At 44.0% G+C, this 20,877-nt stretch carries 20 protein-coding genes; 15 read left to right on the plus strand and 5 right to left on the minus strand.

The features are described from left to right. Positions 1-48 precede the first annotated feature (48 nt). From SKC35_RS01310 to SKC35_RS01325, 4 genes are all read right to left on the minus strand, one after another. Positions 49-1,926, minus strand: a complete 1,878-nt coding sequence (locus tag SKC35_RS01310) for an alpha-amylase family glycosyl hydrolase (protein ID WP_377977703.1) — start codon at positions 1,924-1,926, stop codon at positions 49-51. 45 nt (positions 1,927-1,971) lie between these two features. After that, positions 1,972-2,913, minus strand: coding sequence for a carbohydrate kinase family protein (locus tag SKC35_RS01315; protein WP_377977704.1), 942 nt, complete (start codon positions 2,911-2,913; stop codon positions 1,972-1,974). Continuing rightward, on the minus strand, positions 2,910-4,220 hold the full coding sequence (locus SKC35_RS01320; RefSeq protein WP_377977705.1) for an MFS transporter: 1,311 nt from the start codon (positions 4,218-4,220) through the stop codon (positions 2,910-2,912). Before SKC35_RS01320 ends, SKC35_RS01315 begins: the two co-directional genes overlap by 4 nt. A gap of 74 nt (positions 4,221-4,294) precedes the next feature. Beyond that, positions 4,295-5,011 carry an SDR family oxidoreductase gene (locus tag SKC35_RS01325; protein ID WP_377977706.1) on the minus strand — a complete coding sequence of 239 codons (717 nt, stop codon included), beginning with the start codon at positions 5,009-5,011 and terminating at the stop codon, positions 4,295-4,297. Positions 5,012-5,051: 40 nt separating this feature from the next. Here SKC35_RS01325 and SKC35_RS01330 point away from each other — a divergent pair, with 40 nt between their 5' ends. Genes SKC35_RS01330 through SKC35_RS01375 form a run of 10 tightly spaced genes read left to right on the plus strand, consistent with a single transcriptional unit; the run spans position 5,052 to position 12,162 of the window. Continuing rightward, on the plus strand, positions 5,052-5,891 hold the full coding sequence (locus SKC35_RS01330; RefSeq protein WP_377977707.1) for a diacylglycerol/lipid kinase family protein: 840 nt from the start codon (positions 5,052-5,054) through the stop codon (positions 5,889-5,891). Next, a complete protein-coding gene (locus SKC35_RS01335; RefSeq protein ID WP_377977708.1) occupies positions 5,888-7,306 on the plus strand; it encodes an amidohydrolase in 1,419 nt (472 codons plus the stop codon). Before SKC35_RS01330 ends, SKC35_RS01335 begins: the two co-directional genes overlap by 4 nt. 1 nt (position 7,307) lies before the next feature. Then, the gene (locus tag SKC35_RS01340; protein ID WP_377977709.1) at positions 7,308-7,886 is read left to right on the plus strand and encodes a Rieske (2Fe-2S) protein; all 579 of its coding nucleotides are present in this window, start codon (positions 7,308-7,310) and stop codon (positions 7,884-7,886) included. Further along, on the plus strand, positions 7,886-8,290 hold the full coding sequence (locus tag SKC35_RS01345) for a thioredoxin family protein (RefSeq protein WP_377977710.1): 405 nt from the start codon (positions 7,886-7,888) through the stop codon (positions 8,288-8,290). The genes SKC35_RS01340 and SKC35_RS01345 overlap by 1 nt, the downstream gene beginning before the upstream one ends. 1 nt (position 8,291) lies before the next feature. Further along, entirely contained in the window at positions 8,292-9,206 is a 915-nt protein-coding gene (locus SKC35_RS01350) for an FAD:protein FMN transferase (protein WP_377977711.1), read from the plus strand. 16 nt (positions 9,207-9,222) lie between these two features. Beyond that, positions 9,223-9,432: a DUF4266 domain-containing protein gene (locus SKC35_RS01355; protein WP_377977712.1), complete on the plus strand. Its 210-nt coding sequence runs from the start codon at positions 9,223-9,225 to the stop codon at positions 9,430-9,432. Positions 9,433-9,434: 2 nt separating this feature from the next. Next, the gene (locus tag SKC35_RS01360; RefSeq protein ID WP_377977713.1) at positions 9,435-10,640 is read left to right on the plus strand and encodes a DUF3570 domain-containing protein; all 1,206 of its coding nucleotides are present in this window, start codon (positions 9,435-9,437) and stop codon (positions 10,638-10,640) included. Positions 10,641-10,699: 59 nt separating this feature from the next. Continuing rightward, on the plus strand, positions 10,700-11,035 hold the full coding sequence (locus SKC35_RS01365) for an ArsR/SmtB family transcription factor (RefSeq protein ID WP_130923603.1): 336 nt from the start codon (positions 10,700-10,702) through the stop codon (positions 11,033-11,035). A 1-nt stretch (position 11,036) separates the two neighbouring features. Continuing rightward, positions 11,037-11,555, plus strand: a complete 519-nt coding sequence (locus SKC35_RS01370; protein ID WP_377977714.1) for an ArsI/CadI family heavy metal resistance metalloenzyme — start codon at positions 11,037-11,039, stop codon at positions 11,553-11,555. Between the two features lies 1 nt (position 11,556). After that, a complete protein-coding gene (locus SKC35_RS01375) occupies positions 11,557-12,162 on the plus strand; it encodes a low molecular weight phosphatase family protein (protein ID WP_377977715.1) in 606 nt (201 codons plus the stop codon). A gap of 234 nt (positions 12,163-12,396) precedes the next feature. On the opposite strand, the gene SKC35_RS01380 is transcribed toward SKC35_RS01375, so the two are convergent. Further along, positions 12,397-12,822 (minus strand): YybH family protein, encoded by a 426-nt coding sequence (locus tag SKC35_RS01380; RefSeq protein WP_377977716.1) that lies wholly within the window; start codon positions 12,820-12,822, stop codon positions 12,397-12,399. Between the two features lie 216 nt (positions 12,823-13,038). Between SKC35_RS01380 and SKC35_RS01385 the strand changes: the two genes are divergently transcribed. The 5 genes from SKC35_RS01385 to purH all read left to right on the plus strand — a co-directional run bounded on the left by SKC35_RS01385 (position 13,039) and on the right by purH (position 20,853). Then, positions 13,039-15,870, plus strand: a complete 2,832-nt coding sequence (locus SKC35_RS01385; protein WP_377977717.1) for a PQQ-dependent sugar dehydrogenase — start codon at positions 13,039-13,041, stop codon at positions 15,868-15,870. Positions 15,871-15,929: 59 nt separating this feature from the next. Then, positions 15,930-17,225, plus strand: a complete 1,296-nt coding sequence (locus SKC35_RS01390; RefSeq protein WP_377977718.1) for a glycoside hydrolase family 88/105 protein — start codon at positions 15,930-15,932, stop codon at positions 17,223-17,225. Positions 17,226-17,227: 2 nt separating this feature from the next. Beyond that, the gene (locus tag SKC35_RS01395; protein WP_377977719.1) at positions 17,228-17,992 is read left to right on the plus strand and encodes an SDR family oxidoreductase; all 765 of its coding nucleotides are present in this window, start codon (positions 17,228-17,230) and stop codon (positions 17,990-17,992) included. Positions 17,993-18,110: 118 nt separating this feature from the next. Next, on the plus strand, positions 18,111-19,274 hold the full coding sequence (locus tag SKC35_RS01400) for a glycoside hydrolase family 88 protein (protein ID WP_377977720.1): 1,164 nt from the start codon (positions 18,111-18,113) through the stop codon (positions 19,272-19,274). A gap of 55 nt (positions 19,275-19,329) precedes the next feature. Then, complete coding sequence (gene purH / locus SKC35_RS01405) at positions 19,330-20,853, plus strand: bifunctional phosphoribosylaminoimidazolecarboxamide formyltransferase/IMP cyclohydrolase (RefSeq protein ID WP_377977721.1); 1,524 nt, start codon at positions 19,330-19,332, stop codon at positions 20,851-20,853. Positions 20,854-20,877: the final 24 nt, after the last annotated feature.

Genomic DNA, 20,877 nt, shown 5'->3' on the forward strand with positions numbered 1-20,877 from the left:
GATTGAATTTTGATTCTGGAAAAACATCCCCTTTTAGGGGATGTTTTTTTATTTTAAGACGTAAAACTGATAGGGCGCAAAAGCCAAATGATCGTGATCCATCCCGATCTGAACCGTTTTGCCTGACCATAAGTCTTTCATAACTGTCGCCCGTTCTCCGAATGCACCTAACATATAATAGGTCACCTCTTGTGGCTCAGCACTAAAGTTGAATAAGAAATAGACTTTCTCTCCATTCAGGTAGCGCTCAAAACCGATGATCGAATTGTTGTGCACCTCTAACCAGTGAATATTTTTCAAGTCAGCCACCACTTTCAGTGATTTACGCAGCTTGATTAGTTTCTGGAGGTTTGAGAATACTTGATTTTCAACGGTATTTTTCTGGTCGACTGCCTCATTTTTTTCCCAATCAATAATTGGGCGGTGCATCCAGCGGTTATCGTATGATTTACCTGGATCTTGTAAATACGTATAATCGTTTGTGTAAGCGGCTTCATCGCCATAGAACAACATAGGTACACCTCCTACAAATAGGCTTTGCGCTTGCATCATCGTTATTTTGTCGATGGAAGTCTGGATAGCTGCAGCATTTTTAGAGGCGATGGCTTTCTCTAAACCACATAAGGAGGCTAAAGAACCAGAAAGTCGAGCATCTTGTGTTTTCGGATTTACCGCAAATAAGGCTCCAGTGGCTGGGGATTCGATGCCACCGCTGTAATAGTTTTTAATGTAGGAACGGTGATCGTAGGGATTAAATCCAGATTGCTCGATCATCCAATCGTCATAACCTAAGCCGATATCATCGTGGCAACGGGTGTAGGTTAACCAGGTCGCGCCTTTCGGTTTGCGTACTAACTCGTTTTGCGCGGTACGCATCACGCGGATATCGCCGGTCGCCAATGCATCCCATTGAACGGCCATTTGAGTAGCATTATAGGCAAAATCGCACTCGTGTGTGGCGAAACGACCTGTTCCAAAATATTCCATAATCTGGGCTGGAGCCACAATGGCTTCGCCTAAAATGGCCATACCTGGTGTTGCCACTTCAACGCACATCTTAATTAATTGCAATAATTGGTGGGCTTCTGGAAGGTTTTGGCAGGCAGTTCCCATTTGTTTCCAAATGAAAGCCGGCGCATCGATGCGCACCACGTCTACGCCTAGGTTCGCGTAATAAAATACGTTCGCTAGCATTTCTACGAAGACTTTGGGATTCGTATAATTCAAATCCCATTGATAGTGGTGGAAAACGCTCATCACCCATTTGTCCATTTTCTCGTCGTACGTGAAACTTCCTGGAGAACTTTCTGGGAAAATCTCCGGCATCGTTTCTTCCATCGCATCAGGGATGCGACGGTCGTCGTACATGTAGAAATAGTCTTGGTATTCTTTAATTCCTGCTTTCGCGAGCTTAGCCCATTCGTGGTGATGCGACGTGTGGTTTAACACGATGTCGATCATCAAGTACATGTCTTTTTGTTGCAGGGCCTTTTGGAACTCGCGTAAATCTTCGATCGTCCCTAATTTCTCTTCCACCACACGGAAATCTTCTACTGCGTACCCGCCATCACTTTCACCCTCTGGGCTTTTGAACAAGGGCATCAGGTGAAGAAAATTCACGCCTAACTTCTCTAAATAGGGAAGCTTAGCGGGTAAATCGGTGATTTTTCCAGCAAAACGATCCACATATAAACTCATTCCCACCAGATCTTGGCTCAAAAACCAATTCTCTTCTTTCTTCGCCTTGGCTTCATCTCGCTTTTTTAGCTCCGGACTGCGATCCGTATAGGCTTGAAAAATAGTTTGGATTAAATCGCTAAACAAAGGACTATCCCCGTAGATCGCTCTGAAATGATGTTGAATATCATCCAAATTAGCTGTCAAACGTTCTTGAAAGCCAGCGTCCTTAATTTTATATGATTTCACAAGCGCATTCGCCTGTTTTTGAAGAGCGGAATTGTACACAGTCTATTAATTAAAAATACTATTGTTTAAGTTCTTGAACGCTTCCATAGCGCCTAGGTATTCACAAGTTCTGGCACCGGCCTTATTCGCGTTTTCGACCATCTTTTTCCAAGCAGCAAAATCAAGGTCTTGGATATTTAAACCATCTAATTGATAAAGCACAGCTCCCACAAAGGCATCTCCAGCCCCCGTCGTATCGACTGGTTTCACCGGAATACTAGGAATGATATAGGTTTTACCTGCCAAACCCAATAGCGTGCCCTCTTTTCCTAAGGTAATGGCGAATACGCCTGGACATAGGCTTAATAATGTATCTGTCGCCTCTTCTAAGGTCTCCGTTTCTGTGATTAACATCGCTTCTTCATCCGAAAGCTTCGTAAAATCGGCTTCCTTCAAGAAGAGTAGACTTTGCTTAATGAAGGACGGTATTTTGTCGCCAAACAACAAATGGCGGTAATTCGGGTCAAAACTGATGATTTTGCCGTCTTTTTTCGCCCGGTCTTTCAAGGCATAATACGCCGCATTCAAAGGGCCAGCTAAGAAGGCTGTCGCCGATCCGAAGTGAACAATGTTCACACCTGCTAAATCAATAGCCGCTACTTCAGCCTCCGTTAATTCGGCATCTGCGCCCCGGTTAAAAACGAAATCACGTTCTCCATCTAATAGTAAGGAAACGAAGGCAAAAGTCGTAAAGGTCCGAGGGTCCAAGTGAACGTGTTTTGTATTCACGTTGAAATCTTGCATCACTGAGATCATTTGGCGACCAAAAGGATCATTCCCCACTTTCGCACTCAAGCTCACCTCGCCACCCAAGGCGCCGATGGCTGCAGCTACATTCGTAGGAGCTCCTCCTGGTTTTTTTAAGAAATTTTGACCGTCTGATAGGCTAGAACCTTTGTCAGTACAAATCATATCAATCAAGGCTTCGCCTATACAAATGACACTCATGCGGATTGTTTAGAAGGGGATGGTTGAATAAAGGCAGTCGCTAGGGCTGCAATGGCTAATAAAGCTCCTGCAAAGGTAATCGCATTTCTGGGATCGTTGTCTAAAAAATGCTTTAAAATAAAGCCAAATGATAGATTTTGTAGAATCATCGGGATCACAATCATCATATTGATGATACCCATATACACTCCGTAACGCTCCTTAGGAATATCGCTAACCACTAGTAGATAAGGGATTCCCATCATACTTGCCCAACCAATTCCGAAGCCGGAAATCGCGAAGAATAAAAGGTTTTTATTCTCGATGTGAGGGAAAGCGAGGAAACCCGCTGCAGCCAAAATGAGGCAAATCATGTGCACGGATTTGGCACCATATTTCTTTGCAAAACCAGCCAAAGCTAAAGCCGACAAGAAGGTGACAATATTATACCAGCCATTCACTAAACCCGTCCAAGAAACGGCCTTTTCATACAATTCCGGATTGTCCTTCGGTGTTGCGTTCCAAACAGACAAGGCGATACTCTTCGAGGAATTTTGCCAATAACAAAATAAGGCATACCACTGGAATAAGTACACTAAAGCTAATTGCCACATTACTTTGGGCATTTCCCCGATCGCGTGAAATATCTCAAAAATGGATTCTAAAACGCTCGTTTTGCGCGAACGAATCTCGGCTAATTCCTCAGCTGTCGGTTCAATTTCCGTAGTGGTGTGCATACTCCACCAGATGGATCCTATGGAACAAACGGCCCCTAAAAAGAACGAAGCATAGACCCAAGTAGGAAGTGAACCAGTTTTTCCGATGAAGATCATCGGGAAAATGAAGAGGGATAGGTTGGCTAAGGTTTGGCCAAAACCCGTGAAAAAACTCTGCATCTGAAAGCCTGTCGGCTGTTGATCGTCATTTAATTTATCTGCGACAAAAGCTCGGTAAGGTTCCATTGCGGTATTATTTCCGGCATCCAAGATCCACAATAAACTCGCGGCCATCCATAAAGAAGACGAGAATGGATACAGTAAAAGGCAAATGCTACACAATAGAGCGCCTATGAAGAAATAGGGTTTGCGGCGACCCCAATGAGGATGCCAGGTGCTATCGCTCATCGCACCGATAAAAGGTTGTATCAATAAACCCGTCACCGGGCCAGCTAGGTTTAATAAGGGGATTTCGTCAGGACTTGCTCCTAAGAAATCGTAGATAGGATTCACCGCACTTTGCTGCAATCCAAAACTATATTGAATACCAAAAAAGCCAACATTCATGTTGACAATCTGGCTAAAACTTAAAGTGGGTTTCCGTAAGGACATGTCTGATAGGTTTATTAGTAGATTAAATTTAACTATTCTGCCCTTTACCTGCAAACTGTCCTACACTGTTGACCCTAATATTCTTGATTTAGGGGGTGAATCATCAATTCATCGATCACTACGTGTGCTGGCTGGTTCATGACATAATAGATGCTATTCGCCATATCTTCCGGGCTCAACCAACCTGCGTGAGATGGATCTCCGGCAGGATCCGCGTGAAAATGGGAATCGACTAATCCAGAATAAATCGTGCTTACTTTGATGCCGTCTCGTCTAACCTCTTTACGCAAGGCTTCAGTGAAAGCGTGTTGTGCATATTTAGAGGCACAATAAAGCGATCCGCCATCGAAAACGCGTTTCGCCACATCAGAGGCAATCGTGATGAGATGGCCTTTTTTAGCGGCTTTTAGGTGCGGCAGGGCTTTTTGGCAAAACAAAAAAGTCCCTTTTACATTCGTATCAAATACCTGATCCCATTGGGTTGCAGTATAGGATTCAGTAGGGCCAAAAGCCCCAATCCCCGCGTTATTGATTACAAAATCAATATGTCCAAAGGTATGCACCGTTTTTTCTACTGCATCTGAGACAAACGCCTCATCAGAAACATCCCCGTCGAAATACAGGGGACGGTGTCCAATCTCGGTAATTTCTGCCGCCAGGTCTTTCAATTCCCCTTTATTTCGTGCCACCAAACTTAATTGGAAGTTGTTTTTTGCAAGCAATAAAGCGAGGGCGCGGCCTATTCCACGAGAGGCTCCGGTGATGATGGCAGTGGGAAGTGAATTTGACATATTGATTTATTTTATGTTAAATTTAAACAATTCTATGATTATGAGTCAAAAAATAGCATTTCTTGTCAATCCCCTAAAAAAGACTGTTGCCATTGCGGACTATTTTTCTTGGGTTATCGAGACCGTAAAGGTAGAGAAATCGGATTGGGAAATTCAGCTTTTTACCAAAGAATGGCCATCTGAGCTAAGTGATTTTGATCAAGTTTGGGTGATGGGCGGCGATGGAACATTTAATTATTTTGTGAATAAATACCGTTCTCTAGCTATTCCGATAGCGCTGTTTAAAGGTGGTACGGGTAATGATTTTTATTGGAAATTATATGGAGATCGATCAAGACGCGCACATGTAGATGCGGTATTAGCTGGTCACGTGGAAGCATTCGATGCCGGTGACTGCAATGGGCAACTATTTTTGAATGGCGTGGGTATTGGAATCGAGGGAGAAGTGCTGAAATCGATGGATTCCATTCGCTACTTTAAAGGTGGCCTGGGTTATTATTTAGCCGCTATTCCTAATTTATTAAAGTTTAAGACCTATCAAATTCTAGGCGGCCGCGAGGTATTCCTCTGCATGGTTTTCAATTCTTCTAGGGCAGGTGGAGGTTTTCATTTCTTCCCCAAAGCCTCAGTTCAAGATGGCCTGCTCGATGTATTATATTGTCAACCGATACCGGTTTGGAAGCGGCTTTATTACATGCCCATTATACAATCAGGGAAGCATGTAAATTTACCTATTGTGGAATTTTCGCAAACTAAAAAGATCAGCATCAAAACCAGTCGCGTCCTCAGCGCCCAGGTAGACGGAGAAGTCCAAACGTCAGACCAATTTGATTTCCAAGTTCTTCCTGCTAAATTTAAGTTCATTGTACCTCAATTATGAAAAAAATACTCTTATTCGCTTTAGTTAGTCTACAAGCGTTTGCACAAGACGCGGACAAAAAGAAAGTCTTAGCGAGAATTCAACAACAAGAATCGCATTACAGTGCGATCGCACAGAAAATCTGGAACTTCGCCGAAGTCGGATATAAAGAAAAACAATCCTCTGCGCTTTTGCAGGAAACCCTAAAACAAGCTGGTTTTACGATTGAAACAGGAGTAGCAGGAATTCCTACTGCATTCGTGGCGACCTATGGTCAAGGAAAACCCGTGATCGGTATCATGGCTGAATACGATGCTTTGCCGGGTTTATCACAAGATTCCATTCCCACTAAACGCTCCTTAGGAGGGGCCTCTGGGCATGCTTGTGGTCACCATTTATTTGGGACAGGTTCGTCTGCAGCAGCTATTGCCGTAAAAGAATGGTTAAAGGAAACCGGAGGGAAAGGAACGATCAAATTATACGGATGCCCGGCGGAAGAGGGTGGGTCCGGAAAAGTATATATGGTTCGGGAAGGTTTATTTAATGATGCAGATGTTATGTTGCACTGGCACCCGAGCGATGCGAATTCGGTTTCGACGGGTTCATCTTTGGCAAACAAAACAGGCAAATTCCGCTTCTATGGACTTTCGTCGCATGCCGCAGCCTCTCCAGAAAGAGGACGTTCAGCTTTAGATGCGGTGGAGGCCATGGACTTTATGGCCAATATGATGCGCGAACACGTGCCGTCTTCTACACGTATTCATTATGTCATTACGAATGGCGGAAAGGCTCCTAATATCGTTCCAGATTATGCAGAGGTCTATTATTACGTGCGTTCTCCGCAGCGCGATATCGTGATGGACGTGTGGAATCGCTTGGAAAAAGCGGCGGAAGGCGCGGCTTTAGGAACAGGAACTCGTTATGAATTAGAAGTAATCGGTGGGGTGTATGAGATTTTGCCAAACGAAAAGTTAGCCGCACTGATGAATTCGAACTTGCAAACGGTGGGAGGATATACCTTGAACCCAACCGAGTTAGCTTTCGCTAAACAAATTCAACAAACTCCAGGCATGTTGCAGACGGATTTAGCGTCCACTTCTTCCGTGGTTCCGGGTCGTCCAGATCCAAGTGGCGGAGGCTCAACTGACGTGGGGGATGTGAGTTGGGTAGTTCCTACGATTGGTTTAGGAACTGCGACTTGGGTTCCAGGGACGACCGCGCATAGCTGGCAAGCAGTAGCTGCCGGTGGTACCAGCATCGGTAAAAAAGGGATGATGGTGGCTGCGAAAACGATCGCAGGAACGGCCATGGATTTATTTAAAAATCCCGCCTTGATCGATGCGGCAAAAGCAGAATGGTCGAAGCGTAAAGGAGCTGAATTCAAATACAAGGCTCTTTTAGGTGATCGCAAGCCGGCTTTGAATTATAGAGATTAGTATGAAAAACGAAAAATATTCCCGTTACGAATTTCTCCGTAAAATGGGATTTAGTGGAGCCGCATTAATGGCTGTGGTAAGTGCTTGCACGGTGAAGAAAGATGCCATTTTGGATTCGCTGATTGTGAATTCGAAAGGTCAGCCTGTTGTATCACTGGATAGTACGAACGCGGCTCCCGTTGTGGAGCATCCCACGACTACAACAGGTCCAAGTACGGTTACAACTACCAATTTGTCGGGTTTAATTACTACGGATCAATTAAATACGATTACAAGTTTCCTAGTGAAAGTCGATTTAACGGCAGCAGCGGCGACTACCTTAAAAACAAATGGTGGATATGTCATTGTGAATGGGTCTATTGTAGTGGCTAATGTTTCCAATGGACAATACGTTGCCGCACAAAACTTATGCACTCACCAGCCTCGACAACGCATTATTTTTAACCAAAACGAATTTTATTGTACAGACCATGGAGCTCGTTTCTCGCTCACAGGAACAGGGTTAAATACCTTGGGCAGTAGAGGTTTAACAGTTTATCGTACCGCCAATGATGGTAAAACTTTAGTTGTATTCGCCTAATGATCACAGCAATTCTATTTTCTTTACTAACCTGGCTTGGAGATTTTTCACAGGCCAAAACCGAAGCCGCTCAACAGCACAAGCTCATTGTTTTAAATTTTTCGGGTTCCGATTGGTGTGGGCCCTGCATTAAGTTAAAGAAGGATGTGTTTGAGTCATCGGAATTTACGGCATTCGCGGAAGCAAATCTCATTCTATTACGTGCGGATTTTCCCCGATTAAAAAAGAATCAATTGCCTAAAGAGCAGCAGGATAAGAATGATGCTTTGGCAGAGAAATACAATCCGAATGGGGAATTTCCATTGACGGTTTTGTTAAATCAAGAAGGCAAAATAGTGCGTGAATGGAAAGGTTACCAAGGTAATAAGGAGCAATTTATTGCGGAGATAAAAGCCTTTCGATAAGATGCCGCTAGTTCAACGCACGGAAATATTAATGGGAAATCGCTTCGATATCGGAGTGGTCTCCTCTGTAATAGAACAGGCGGAACAAGCAATCGAAAAGTCGATTGCGGAGATTAAGCGAATCGAAGCTTTATTGACCACCTTTTCGGATGATTCGCAAACGAATCAAATCAATCAAAATGCCGGAATAAAGCCGGTGAAAGTGGACAAAGAAGTTTATGCTTTGATTGAAAGAGCTGGGCGCATCTCTGAATTGACACAGGGAGCTTTTGATTTGAGTTATGGTTCCTTAGATAAAAGTCTGTGGAATTTTGACCAAAAAATGACCCAGCTACCCTCCGCCGAACTGGCATTTAAAGCGGTGGGGTTGATTGATTATCGGAATATTGTCCTGGAAGAGGGTACTGTTTTTTTGAGGGAAAAAGGAATGCGGATTGGTTTTGGGGGGATTGGGAAAGGGTATGCCGCAGATCGCGCGAAGCAAGTTTTGCAAGCCGAAGGATTTGAAAATGGAGTGGTGAACGCATCAGGTGACATGCATGCGTGGGGAGTTAAGGAAGATGGTAAATGCTGGACTGTGGGAATTTCGAATCCAGATTCACCTAAAGAGATCATTGCTGAATTCGATTTGAAAAATGCAGCAGTGGCAACCTCTGGGAATTATGAGAAATTTGTTTGGATAGATGGGGTCAAATATTCCCACACCATTCATCCCAAGACGGGTTTTCCCATCAGAGGCATCAAAAGTGTGACTGTTTTTGCACCGTTTGCTGAATTAGCTGACGCCCTGACTACACCGATTGCGGTGATGGGAGTGGAGGTAGGTTTGGATTTGATTAACCAGCTGGCAGGCGTAGCCTGTTTGATGATAAGTGATGAAAATGTGATTTACTCCTCGGATTCGATTCGAGCTTAAATAAACTGTTAACCCGATGAAAAAAGTGTTATTTTTCTTACTTACACTCGTAGCTTTCACCAGTTGCGTGCGTGTAAAAGAATTCCAAAAGAGCCGTATCAACGATTCTGAGATGGAATTATCCGCTCGCAAAAGCGAAAAATTCGAACAAAGTTTTTATTTGTACCGCGAAGGTGCTTCGGGCGCAAACGGTGGTAAAAGCGGAGGAGGCTGCGGTTGTAACTAGGGATGAAGAAAATTATTTTAGCCATCGGTTTATATTATTCCTTTCTACAAGGAGCGAAAGCCCAGGAAGCAGATTCTTTAGCCTATAAAAAACGGGCTCTAAAGATCGAAGAAATCAATTTAGTGGCAGGATATTATGATCAAGATGGTCATAATTCTGCCATTACAGGTGGAATTGGGACGGAGAAATTAACCGATTTAGCAAGTTCTTTTGAGATCCGATTATCTAAGTTAGATCGAAAAAATCGGACGCATAGCTTTACAGCGGACATGAATATTGATCAATATACGTCAGCTTCCTCGGACAACATTGATCCTTTAACGGTTTCCTCTGCCTCACGAAAAGATACGCACATTTACCCCAGTTTATCTTGGTCTGTAAAAGATGATCAAACACGCACCACGCATGGATTGTCCTATTCCTATTCTACTGAATACGATTATAAATCACACGGATTCTCGGCTAATTATGCCGCTCTAACGAAAGATAAAAACACGGAGTTTACCTTCAAAGTAGGTGCATTTTATGATACCTACATGGCCATTTTGCCTGCTGAATTACGTCCAGCGACCTATCCTTCTGGGGCGGAAGGCGATAAGCGGGGTATTGATTATAAGCCTAGAAATTCGTTTAACGCCTCTTTTGGCCTATCTCAAGTAATCAATCAACGCCTTCAAGTGATGGCGATTATCGAGCCTAGTTACCAGGAAGGTTTATTGAGCACGCCTTTTCATCGGGTGTACTTCACAAACGGGAATGAGACACTGGAAAAATTACCTGGAACTCGATTTAAACTACCTATTGGATTGCGTTTGAGTTATTTTATGGGAGACCAAACAGTCATTCGCGCCTTCTACCGCGCCTATGTAGATGATTGGGGGATGACCGCTCATACAGCCAATTTAGAAGTTCCATTTAAAGTGACTCCATTCTTCTCGATCAGTCCTTTTTACCGATTCAATGCCCAGTCAGCCGTGAAGTATTTCAAACCTTATGCGGAACACCTGATTTCTGAATCGTTCTACACTTCCGATTACGATTTGTCTGCTTTTACCAGTCAATTTGTAGGAGCTGGATTACGCTTAGCTACTCCTGGAGGGATTTTAGGGATACCTAACTGGAATGCATTGGAGGTTCGTTATGGTTATTATTCACGTTCGAATGGAATGGTGGGTCATAGTGTGACTGTTCATATTAAAATAAAATAGGCTTCGGCCTTTTTTATTTACTCCATTCATCGTAATATTGCAATGTAATAATTAAACAAATGGGAATTACCAAAACAGACCTCTTTACAGAAGAACAAAATGCGATTGCTCAGATGGCCAAAGTGCTTGGACATCCTGCACGCGTCGCTATTTTGCAGTATTTGGTGAAATCCAATACCTGTATCAACGGAGATTTAGTCCAAGAACTAGGTCTAGCCCAAGCCACCGTTTCTCAACATTTGAGAGAATTGAAAGAGGTGGGCTTTATCCAAGGAACGATTGAAGGCGTCTCGGTTTGTTATTGCATTAACCCAGAAAAGTGGGCAGAATTTAGCCAGCTTTTTGGGGAGTTTTTCGAACATTATTTTGTCGCACAAAAATCTAACTGTTGTTAATATGTCCACTTTTCCACGAATGCACGTCTCCCTGTATGTCAGCAATTTAGCGGCATCAGTGAATTTTTACTCCACTTTTTTCGGCCAACCAGCCACAAAAGTGAAGCCGGGTTATGCGAAATATGTGTTAGATAGTCCCTCCTTGATTATCTCGTTTATCGAAAATCCAGAGCGCGTTCAGGCAAACTTTGGCCACTTAGGTTTTCAAGTAGAAACTTCGGAAGAGATGAATGCCCGTTTAGAAGTGGCTAGAAAACTAGGGATTGTTTCCAAAGAAGAAATAGGGACATCCTGCTGCTTCGCCGTTCAAGACAAATTCTGGGCAACAGATCCTGATGGCGTTCAATGGGAAGTCTATTATTTCCACGAAGACGCAGAATTCAATGATCCACACTACGCTGAACAGGATGCCTCAGCTTGTTGCATGCCGCCAGTTGCAGTGGCTGAAGAAAAACTAAAATTAAAAATCGCCGAAGTGCAAGCCGCAAACGCTTGTACTCCTGGCTCAGGATGTTGCTAAGATGAAGGAACTATTAAACCAAAATTTGGACCAAATTCTCTCCCTCGAAATCCCAACCGAGCGCCGAGAAATACTACAAGTCTTGATTGATTACATCAAAGACAAACGCAAAAAAGAGCAGCCGATTCGCCTGAATTTTATCTGCACGCACAACTCGCGTCGCTCCCAATTCTCGCAAGTCTGGGCCCAAACCGCCGCAGACTATTTCCAAATCCCCGCCCAATGTTATTCTGGAGGGGTAGAGGTTACCGCCTGCAATGAACGCACCGTGGCGTCTTTAGAACGAATGGGTTTCATTGTCTCTAAACACGGACATTCCAATCCGATCTATTTCGCTCTGCATACGCAGGATGCACGTCCCATCATTCTTTTCTCGAAATTGTATGATGACGTTATCAACCCGCACGGCATTTTTGCGACGGTGATGACCTGCTCGCATGCAGACGAAAATTGCCCTTTCATTCCAGGTGCCGAAGCTCGCATTCCGGTTCGTTATGAGGACCCCAAAGCCTTTGATGACACCTCTGAGGAGGCTGCGCAATACGATGCAAGGTCGAGGCAGATTGCGGGGGAAATGTTTTATGTGTTTTCGCGGGTGACAATCTAGATTTCTTTGCAGTTAATTTACAGGTATTTCTGAAAATGTCCTTCGAAATATTTTCGCGAAATACCTGTAAATTAGCTTGCAAACAGTAAATCTTTCTTCATCTCTCTTAATCTGAAGTACGTGGAGCCGGACATCGGTGGTCACTAGTTACTAGTCCGGAGGAATTGAGATTAGAGATTATAGAGTAGAGATAAGTTTAATCCATCTCTACTCTCTACTCTATAATCTATAATCTTACGAAGTGTGATCCCTCACCACCAGCCACTTCCCCTTCACTTTTTTCATCAACAACGTAAAATAGCCACCCACATCACCCACGGTCGGTCTTGTCAAATGCCAGCGGCCTAATACCCAAGCCGTTTTTCCTGCTGTAATATCTACTTCTTGAATGTCAAAATCTAACGTGCCCATCGTCTCGCGATTGGGATACGATTTTAAATAGCGCTGTAAAGTAGCCTCCCAGCCAGACACGACGCCAGCTTTTCCAATGAACTTTAGGTCAGGGGATTTTTCGTAGTATTCCATAAAACCCTCGATATCGCCCTTGTTCCACCGTTTAATCTGAGTTTGCAGGACAGACTTGATTTCGTTTTCGTCTTTATTTGTTTGAGCGAAAAGGAGGGAAGGGATTAATAGGAGGAGGTAGAGGAGTGTTTTCATATTAGAGTAGAGATTATAGAGTAGAGAGTAAAGATAAAAAGTCCGAAGGAAATGAGTCCGAAGTCTGAAAATATATTTCTACTCTATACTCTATACTCTCTACTCTATAATCTCTAATCTATACTCTCCCTTTTCCGGGATTTCGTCTCATTTTCCACCTAACAATTTTTAAAATCCGATTATTGTATCATTTTTGCAGAATAATAAATTAGACCTATGATTAAGAAAATTACGCTAGCCATTTTACTGGCTTTCCCTGTGCTTTCTTCGCTTGCGCAGGCCCCCGATGAAAATCGTTTTGTGAAGTCTGTTTTGGTAGACAAATTAGATGAACCCATGGAGTTTACCTTTTTGCCAGATGGACGTATCCTGTTTGTGGAACGCAAGGGAGATGTGAAATCTTATGATACGAAGACCAAAGAGACGAAGACAATCGCTCACTTAAATGTCAACACGAAATACAAGAACCGTTTGGGTCAAGAGCGTGTGGCAGAGGAGGGATTGATGGGTATTGTTTTGGACCCTAACTTCAGCAAAAACCACTGGTTATACCTTTATTATGCACATCCAACGGAGACGAAACACATTTTAGCGCGTATGGAATTGCGTGGGGATGAGTTATTAGTAGAGCAACAAAAAGTGCTTTTGGAGGTTCCTACACAGCGTGAGGAATGCTGCCATACAGGTGGTGGAATGGTTTTTGACAAATCAGGAAACCTGTTCTTAACCGTAGGAAATAATACAAGTAACAGTAATTCAGATGGTTATGCTCCTATCGATGAGCGTCCAGGTCAAGCGTATTGGGATGATCAACGCGGTGCGTCGAATACGAATGATTTACGCGGAAAGATTTTACGCATTCACCCAGAGGCGAATGGCACGTATACGATTCCAAAAGGCAATTTATTTGCGCCAGGTACGCCTAAGACGAAGCCAGAAATTTATACGATGGGTCACCGCAATCCTTGGAGACCTAGCATCGATTCTAAAACAGGTTTCTTGTATTGGGGCGAAGTAGGTCCAGATGCATCGGTAGATTCAGAAAAAGGTCCGCGTGGTTATGATGAATTTAATCAGGCCAAAGGTCCAGGCTATTATGGTTGGCCTTATTTCATCGGAAATAACCAAGCCTATGCGGATGTAAACTTTGAGACGATGGCGATTGGACCTAAATTCAATCCAGCGGCTCCAGTGAACGAATCTCCCAATAACACCGGTTTACGTGAATTGCCAGCGGCAACGAAGGCAATGATTTGGTATCCGTATGGAACTTCGGATGAGTTTCCATTAGTAGGTTCATCAGGTCGTTCAGCGACGGGTGGTCCAGTCTTTAGAAAGGCGGATTTTGCAGGTGCGAAACGTGCGTTCCCAGCTTATTATGAAGGAAAATGGTTGATCGTGGAGTTTATGCGTGGCTGGATTATGTCGGTTACGTTAGATGAAAAAGGAGATTATAAGTCGATGGAGCGCTTTATGCCCTCTACGACTTTTGGTTCTGCGATCGATATGGACTTCAGTCCTGAGGGAGATTTATATGTTCTAGAATATGGTTCAGCTTGGTTCCGCGGAAACGAAAATGCGCGTTTGGTGAAGATTGAATACCAAGGCGGAAACCGCAAGCCGTATGTGGAAGCCTCTTCAGCTAAGAAAGCGGGTGCTGCGCCATTCACAACGACTTTATCTGCAGATGGAACGAAAGATTTCGACGGAGATAAGTTGACGTATACGTGGACAGTCAAGAAAGCCGGCAAATTCGTGAAGAATTTAGCGGGTGCTAATCCGACTTTGCAATTGAGAGATGCGGGTAAATACGAAGTGACTTTGAAGGCGGCAGATCCGAAAGGATTATCGAACACGGCTTCTTTGGAAATCTTAGTAGGTAACGAAGCGCCAGTAGTGGATATCGCGGTGGAAGGAAACAAATCATTCTATTTCGAGGGGCAGCCTTTGAAATACGAAGTGAAAGTAGAAGATAAAGAAGACGGATCATTAGGTAAAGGCATTGCAGCTGAGGCTGTGGCAGCTACCGTGGATTATGTTGCGTCGGGTTACGATCCGATCGAGATGGCGCAATCGCACCGCAAAGCTGACAGCGATTTATTCGCTTCGGCTGGTCTTCGCTTGATCAATGCGAGTGATTGTAAATCTTGTCACCAAATGTCTGTACGTTCTGTAGGGCCATCTTACAAAGAAGTGGCTGAGAAGTACAAAGGCCAAGATATGGTGGAGAAACTTTCTGACAAGGTAATTGTTGGTGGAATGGGCGTTTGGGGCGAACACGCGATGTCTGCTCACCCGAATATCTCGAAAGCAGATGCGAAAGCGATGGTGAACTATATCTTGAGTTTAGGAGATGCCAAAGCAAGTAATGCCATCGCCACCTCAGGAACCTTAGGTTTGAAAAAGCCAGCGGATCAATCGTCTTCAAAAGGGGTATTCGTGGTTCGCGCGACTTACTTAGATAAAGGAAATAAGAAGATGGCACCGGTTCAATCGGAGAAATGGTTGTTCTTGCGTCACCCAGCCTTGAACGTGGAGAAAGCAGATATGACGAAAGGCATTTTGCAGTTAATCACGCCAGGTCGTTCGACGAATATGGTGGGTCAAAATCCACACTTAGGCTACAAAGATTTAGATTTAACAGGTATCTCGACCATCGAAATTTCAGCTTCAGCACAAGCGCGTTCTAACGCAGCGGGTGGTGTAATCGAAATTCGCTTGGATTCTCCTACGGGAACGGTCATTGGCCAAACAGCACCAATCGAAGTGTCACAAGGTGGATTTGGTGGGCCTGCTCCAGCTTCAGCTCCAGGAAAGGGTGCTCCACTGGGAACAGGAGTAGCTGCGCCAGCTTCAGCGCCTGCTGCACCTGCAGCATCAGCGGCACCGGCAGGTCAAGCGCCTCGAAGAATGTCTGGTCCATCTGCCCAAAAAGTAGCCATCCAAGCCATATCTGGATCACATGATCTGTATTTTGTGGCAGTAAACCCGAAAGCAACCGAACAACAAATCGTCGTGCAGATCTCGGGTATTGAAATGAAAAAATAGTCTTTTAATTATAGTAATTCTGGGGTCCTCTCTGCTTTAATAGAGAGGACCCCTTTTTTATGCGCTATACCTTAATTTTGTTGTTGATTTCTGGCTCCTTATTGGGCCAAAAAAACATCACCACCGCTTCCGATGCCACGGCGCCTCTCCACGCATTACAACCAGATTATCCAACGCCATACGGTGCGCCTACGGCTGAAAATATCCAAAAAACCATCGACCGCGTCTACACTTATTTAGAAACGGCGACCCCTAATCGTTTTGTGGATAAGACGTCCGGCGCAGAAGTGAAAACATATAACGCAAATACCTTATTTAGCAAAGGAGATTTTCGTCCGATTTCGTACGAATGGGGCGTGACTTATTCAGGAATGCTGGCTTTAACGGAAGTGACCGGAGATGAGAAATACAAAAACTATGTTTTTAATCGCTTGAATCTGATTAATTCGGGTGTTCCGGAAGCTATAAAGATTCCAGCGGAACAATCACACGTATTGAAAGGTTTAGTTCACCCTCGTGCTTTGGATGACATCGGAGCGATGGGAATGGCGGTGATTAAGGCGAAAAAAGCCGGATTTACGACCGATATGTCTTACATCACGAAGCGTGCTTCGGATTTTATCTTGAAAGAAGAGCACCGTTTGCCTGATCGCACTTTGGTGCGGATTCGTCCATTACACCACACGATGTGGCTAGACGATGTTTATATGGCCATTCCGGCCTTATTGCAGTTAGGGGAATATGAGGAGGCAGTTTTTCAGTTCAATGCCTACCGCAAACGGATGTTCAATCCGAACCAAAATATTTATATGCACGGTTATTTAGTGGATGCCACTGAGCACCCGGAATTTCATTGGGGACGAGCGAATGGATGGGCCTTGTTGACCAACTGCGAATTATTGGAATATTTACCGGCGAATCATCCGGCACGTCTGGAGATTTTGGCCCAATTGAAAAACCACTTGAAAGGGCTGATGGCCTTGCAGGATGGGACGGGATTTTGGCATCAATTATTGGATAAAAATGATTCCTATTTAGAGACATCTTGTACGGCGATTTATACTTATGTTCTTGCCAAAGGCATAAACAAAGGCTGGCTCGACCCTAAAACTTACGGTCCGGCAGCAATTTTAGGTTGGAATGCAGTCAATACGAAAGTAAACGAAAAGGGACAAGTAGAAGGGACTTGCGTGGGAACAGGTTTAGCCTGGGATCCTGCTTTCTACTATCACCGCCCAATTTCACCATTTGCGGCACACGGCTATGGTCCCGTTTTATTAGCCGGCGCGGCAATGATGGATTTAGTGAAACATCACACTTACCAAATCAATGATTCTGCCGTACATTTGAAATAATTATGAAAAATAGTTTTGATTTAACAGGAAAAATAGCGCTAGTCACGGGTTGTAAGCGAGGAATCGGAATGGCGATGGCGCTTGGTTTAGCGGAGGCAGGAGCAGATATTATTGGGGTTTCGGCTAATTTAGAATTGTCGGGTTCTCAGGTTTCCAAAGCTGTGGAGGCTTTAGGTCGCAAATTCAAAGCTTATCAGGCTGACTTCTCAAATCGCGATTCACTGTATGCTTTCATCAAACAGTTGAAAGCTGACTATCCTCGTATCGATATTTTAGTGAACAACGCAGGAACCATTTTGCGTAATCCGGCAGCGGAACATTCGGATGAGTTTTGGGATGAGGTTTTAGAAGTCAATCTGTCATCTCAGTTTATTTTGAGCCGCGAAATCGGTTCTCGGATGATCGCTGAAGGCAGTGGAAAAATTATTTTTACGGCTTCTCTATTAAGCTTTCAAGGCGGCATCAACGTTCCCGGATATGCTGCTAGCAAAGGCGGTATTGCCCGTTTAACGATGGCCTTAGCGAATGAGTGGGCTGGTAAAGGAGTGAATGTGAATGCGATTGCTCCTGGCTATATTTCCACCGATAATACGACGGCATTGCGCGAAGATAAAGAACGTAGCGCATCTATTTTAGGACGAATTCCGGCGGGAAGATGGGGAGAACCAGAGGACTTTAAGGGTCCGGTGGTGTTCTTAGCCTCCGAAGCATCTAATTACGTACACGGAACCATTTTGACCGTTGATGGCGGCTGGATGGGAAGGTAGGAGAGCAGAGATAATAGAGTAGAGATTGTAGAGTAGAGAGAGGAGATAAATAATCTCTTATCTACACTCTACAATCTCTACTCTATACTCTCTACTCTATAATCTCTAAACTAAACCTATGAAAAAATTAACTCTATTATTCGCATTAATCTCCACCTCCCTTTTCGCTCAGAAAATCGATGTGGATAAACAAATTGCTCTAGCTGGACAGCAATACCAATTGATGCTAGCGGCACGACCGGATACGAGCACAACGATTCATTCGGCAAACCACGATGGAACCTATAGTAACAAACCCTCTAAGTGGTGGTGTTCAGGGTTTTTCCCGGGCGGACTTTGGTTCCTATATGAAAAGACCAAAGACCCAAAATGGGAATCAGCAGCGCGTTTATGGACGGCGGCAGTGAAGAAAGAGCAGTTCAATACAGGGACGCACGATTTAGGGTTTATGATGTACGATTCTTTCGGGAACGGTTTGCGTTTAACAAAAGATCCGGAATACAAGAAGGTATTGATTCAGTCTGCCAAATCTTTAGCGACGCGTTTCGATCCCAAAATCGGCTTAATTAAGTCTTGGAATGGTTTCAAAGGAGGCTATCAATATCCGGTGATCATCGATAATATGATGAACTTGGAATTGTTGTTCTGGGCGTCTCGTGAGACAGGGGATCCGCGTTTTAAGGAGATTGCGATTATTCACGCGGATAACACGATGAAGAACCATTTTAGACCGGATTATTCGAGTTATCACGTGATTTGCTATGATGTGGACGGAAAGGTTTTGGCCAAAAAACAACACCAAGGCTACCAAGACGAGTCTACTTGGACGCGTGGACACGCCTGGGCAATGTATGGCTACGTAGAAATGTACCGCAATACGAAAGATAAAAAATACCTCGACTTCGCGCAAAAAATCTCTGATTTTTACTTGAATCACCCGAATATGCCGGCTGACAAGATTCCGTATTGGGACTTCTATGCGCCTAACATTCCCAGTGAGGAGCGTGATGCTTCAGCAGGTGCGATTGCGGCGTCTGCCTTGCTAGAATTGAGTACCTATTCAGGAGAAAAAGGCAAGCGCTATTACGCAGATGCGGTGAAGATGTTGGAATCACTTTCGTCGCCAGCGTACCGTGCGGCTTTGGGAGAAAATAATCACTTCTTAATCAAGCATTGCGTGGGAGCGAAATCTTTGAATTCAGAGATTGATGTGCCGTTAATCTATGCGGATTACTATTATTTAGAAGGCTTGTTGCGCTACCAAAAAATGGCTAAAAAATAAACGGCTTTTTGGGCTGAATTTCGTACCTTTGAGGCTTCATTTTTTATCAAGCCCCATGTCAGTTAAGAAAATTCAATCAGCCTTAATTTCGGTTTATTACAAGGACGGTTTAGCGCCCATCATTCAAGAACTTCATAAAAACGGAGTGATACTTTATTCTACGGGAGGGACGCAGTCTTTCATCGAAGAATTAGGTATTCCCGTGATTGCAGTAGAAGATTTAACGGGATATCCGTCGATCTTTGGTGGTCGTGTGAAGACGTTACATCCGAAGGTTTTTGGTGGAATCTTACACCGTCGTGACTTAGCGTCTGACGTAGAGGTGGCCAAACAATACGACATTCCTGCTTTGGATTTAGTCATGGTGGATTTGTATCCATTCGAGGAAACAGTAGCATCTGGAGCTTCTGATGAAGATATTATTGAGAAAATTGACATTGGTGGTATTTCTTTAATCCGTGGTGGAGCGAAGAACTTTAACGATGTATTAATCGTTTCTTCTCGTGATCAATATGCGGAGGTGGCGGCGATTTTTGCAGCACACGGTTCTACTTCGACTTCGTTGGAGGAGCGTAGAAGCTTTGCAGGAAAAGCTTTCCAGGTTTCCTCTCATTACGATGGAGCGATTCAACGTTATTTTGCAGGCCAAACAGCTGATTTAGCTAACTACACGACCTTGCCAGCGCACGGCTTACGTTATGGAGAGAATCCTCACCAACAAGGTAAATTCTACGGAGATTTAGCGGCGCTATTTGATAAATTACACGGTAAGGAATTGTCTTACAATAACTTAGTAGACGTAGATGCTTGTCTATCTCTATTAGATGAGTTTGCTGAAACGGCTTTCGTGATCATCAAGCACATGAATGCGTGTGGCGTGGCGACAGGAATAACCGTTAAAGAGGCCTACGATAAGGCGCTTTCTTGTGATCCTATTTCGGCTTTTGGTGGTGTTTTAGCCACCAACAATACCGTGGACAAAGCGGCGGCAGAATCGATCAACCCTTTATTCTGTGAGATTTTGATTGCGCCAGACTTTACGGAGGAGGCTTTGGAGATCTTAAAGACAAAGAAAAACCGTATTTTATTGAAGCGCAACCAAGTTGCTTTCCCTAAAGTAATGTTCAAGACCTTGTTAAACGGTGTTTTAGAGCAAGACAAGGACTTAGAGATGGAAGGTGTAGAAGATTTCAAAACGGTAACGAAACGCATTCCTACAGATGAACAGAAGCGCGCTCTAGCGTTTGCTTTAAAGATTTGTAAGCATACGAAGTCGAATACGATTATTTTAGCGAATGACGGTCAGTTATTAGCTTCTGGAGTGGGTCAAACTTCTCGAGTAGATGCCTTAAAGCAAGCAATCGATAAAGCAAAGGAATTTGAATTTGACTTGAACGGTGCGGTGATGGCTTCGGATGCGTTCTTCCCATTCCCTGATTGCGTTGAAATTGCAGGAAATGCGGGTATTGTGGCTGTTACGCAACCTGGCGGATCGATAAAGGATCAAGATTCAATCGATTATTGCGATGCGAATGATTTAGCCATGGTCATGACGGGAATTCGTCACTTCAAACATTAGGATTATTCAGTTAAAATTTATATT

The sequence above is a fragment of the Aquirufa originis genome, from assembly GCF_042714495.1.
Taxonomy (GTDB): Bacteria; Bacteroidota; Bacteroidia; order Cytophagales; family Spirosomataceae; genus Aquirufa; species Aquirufa originis.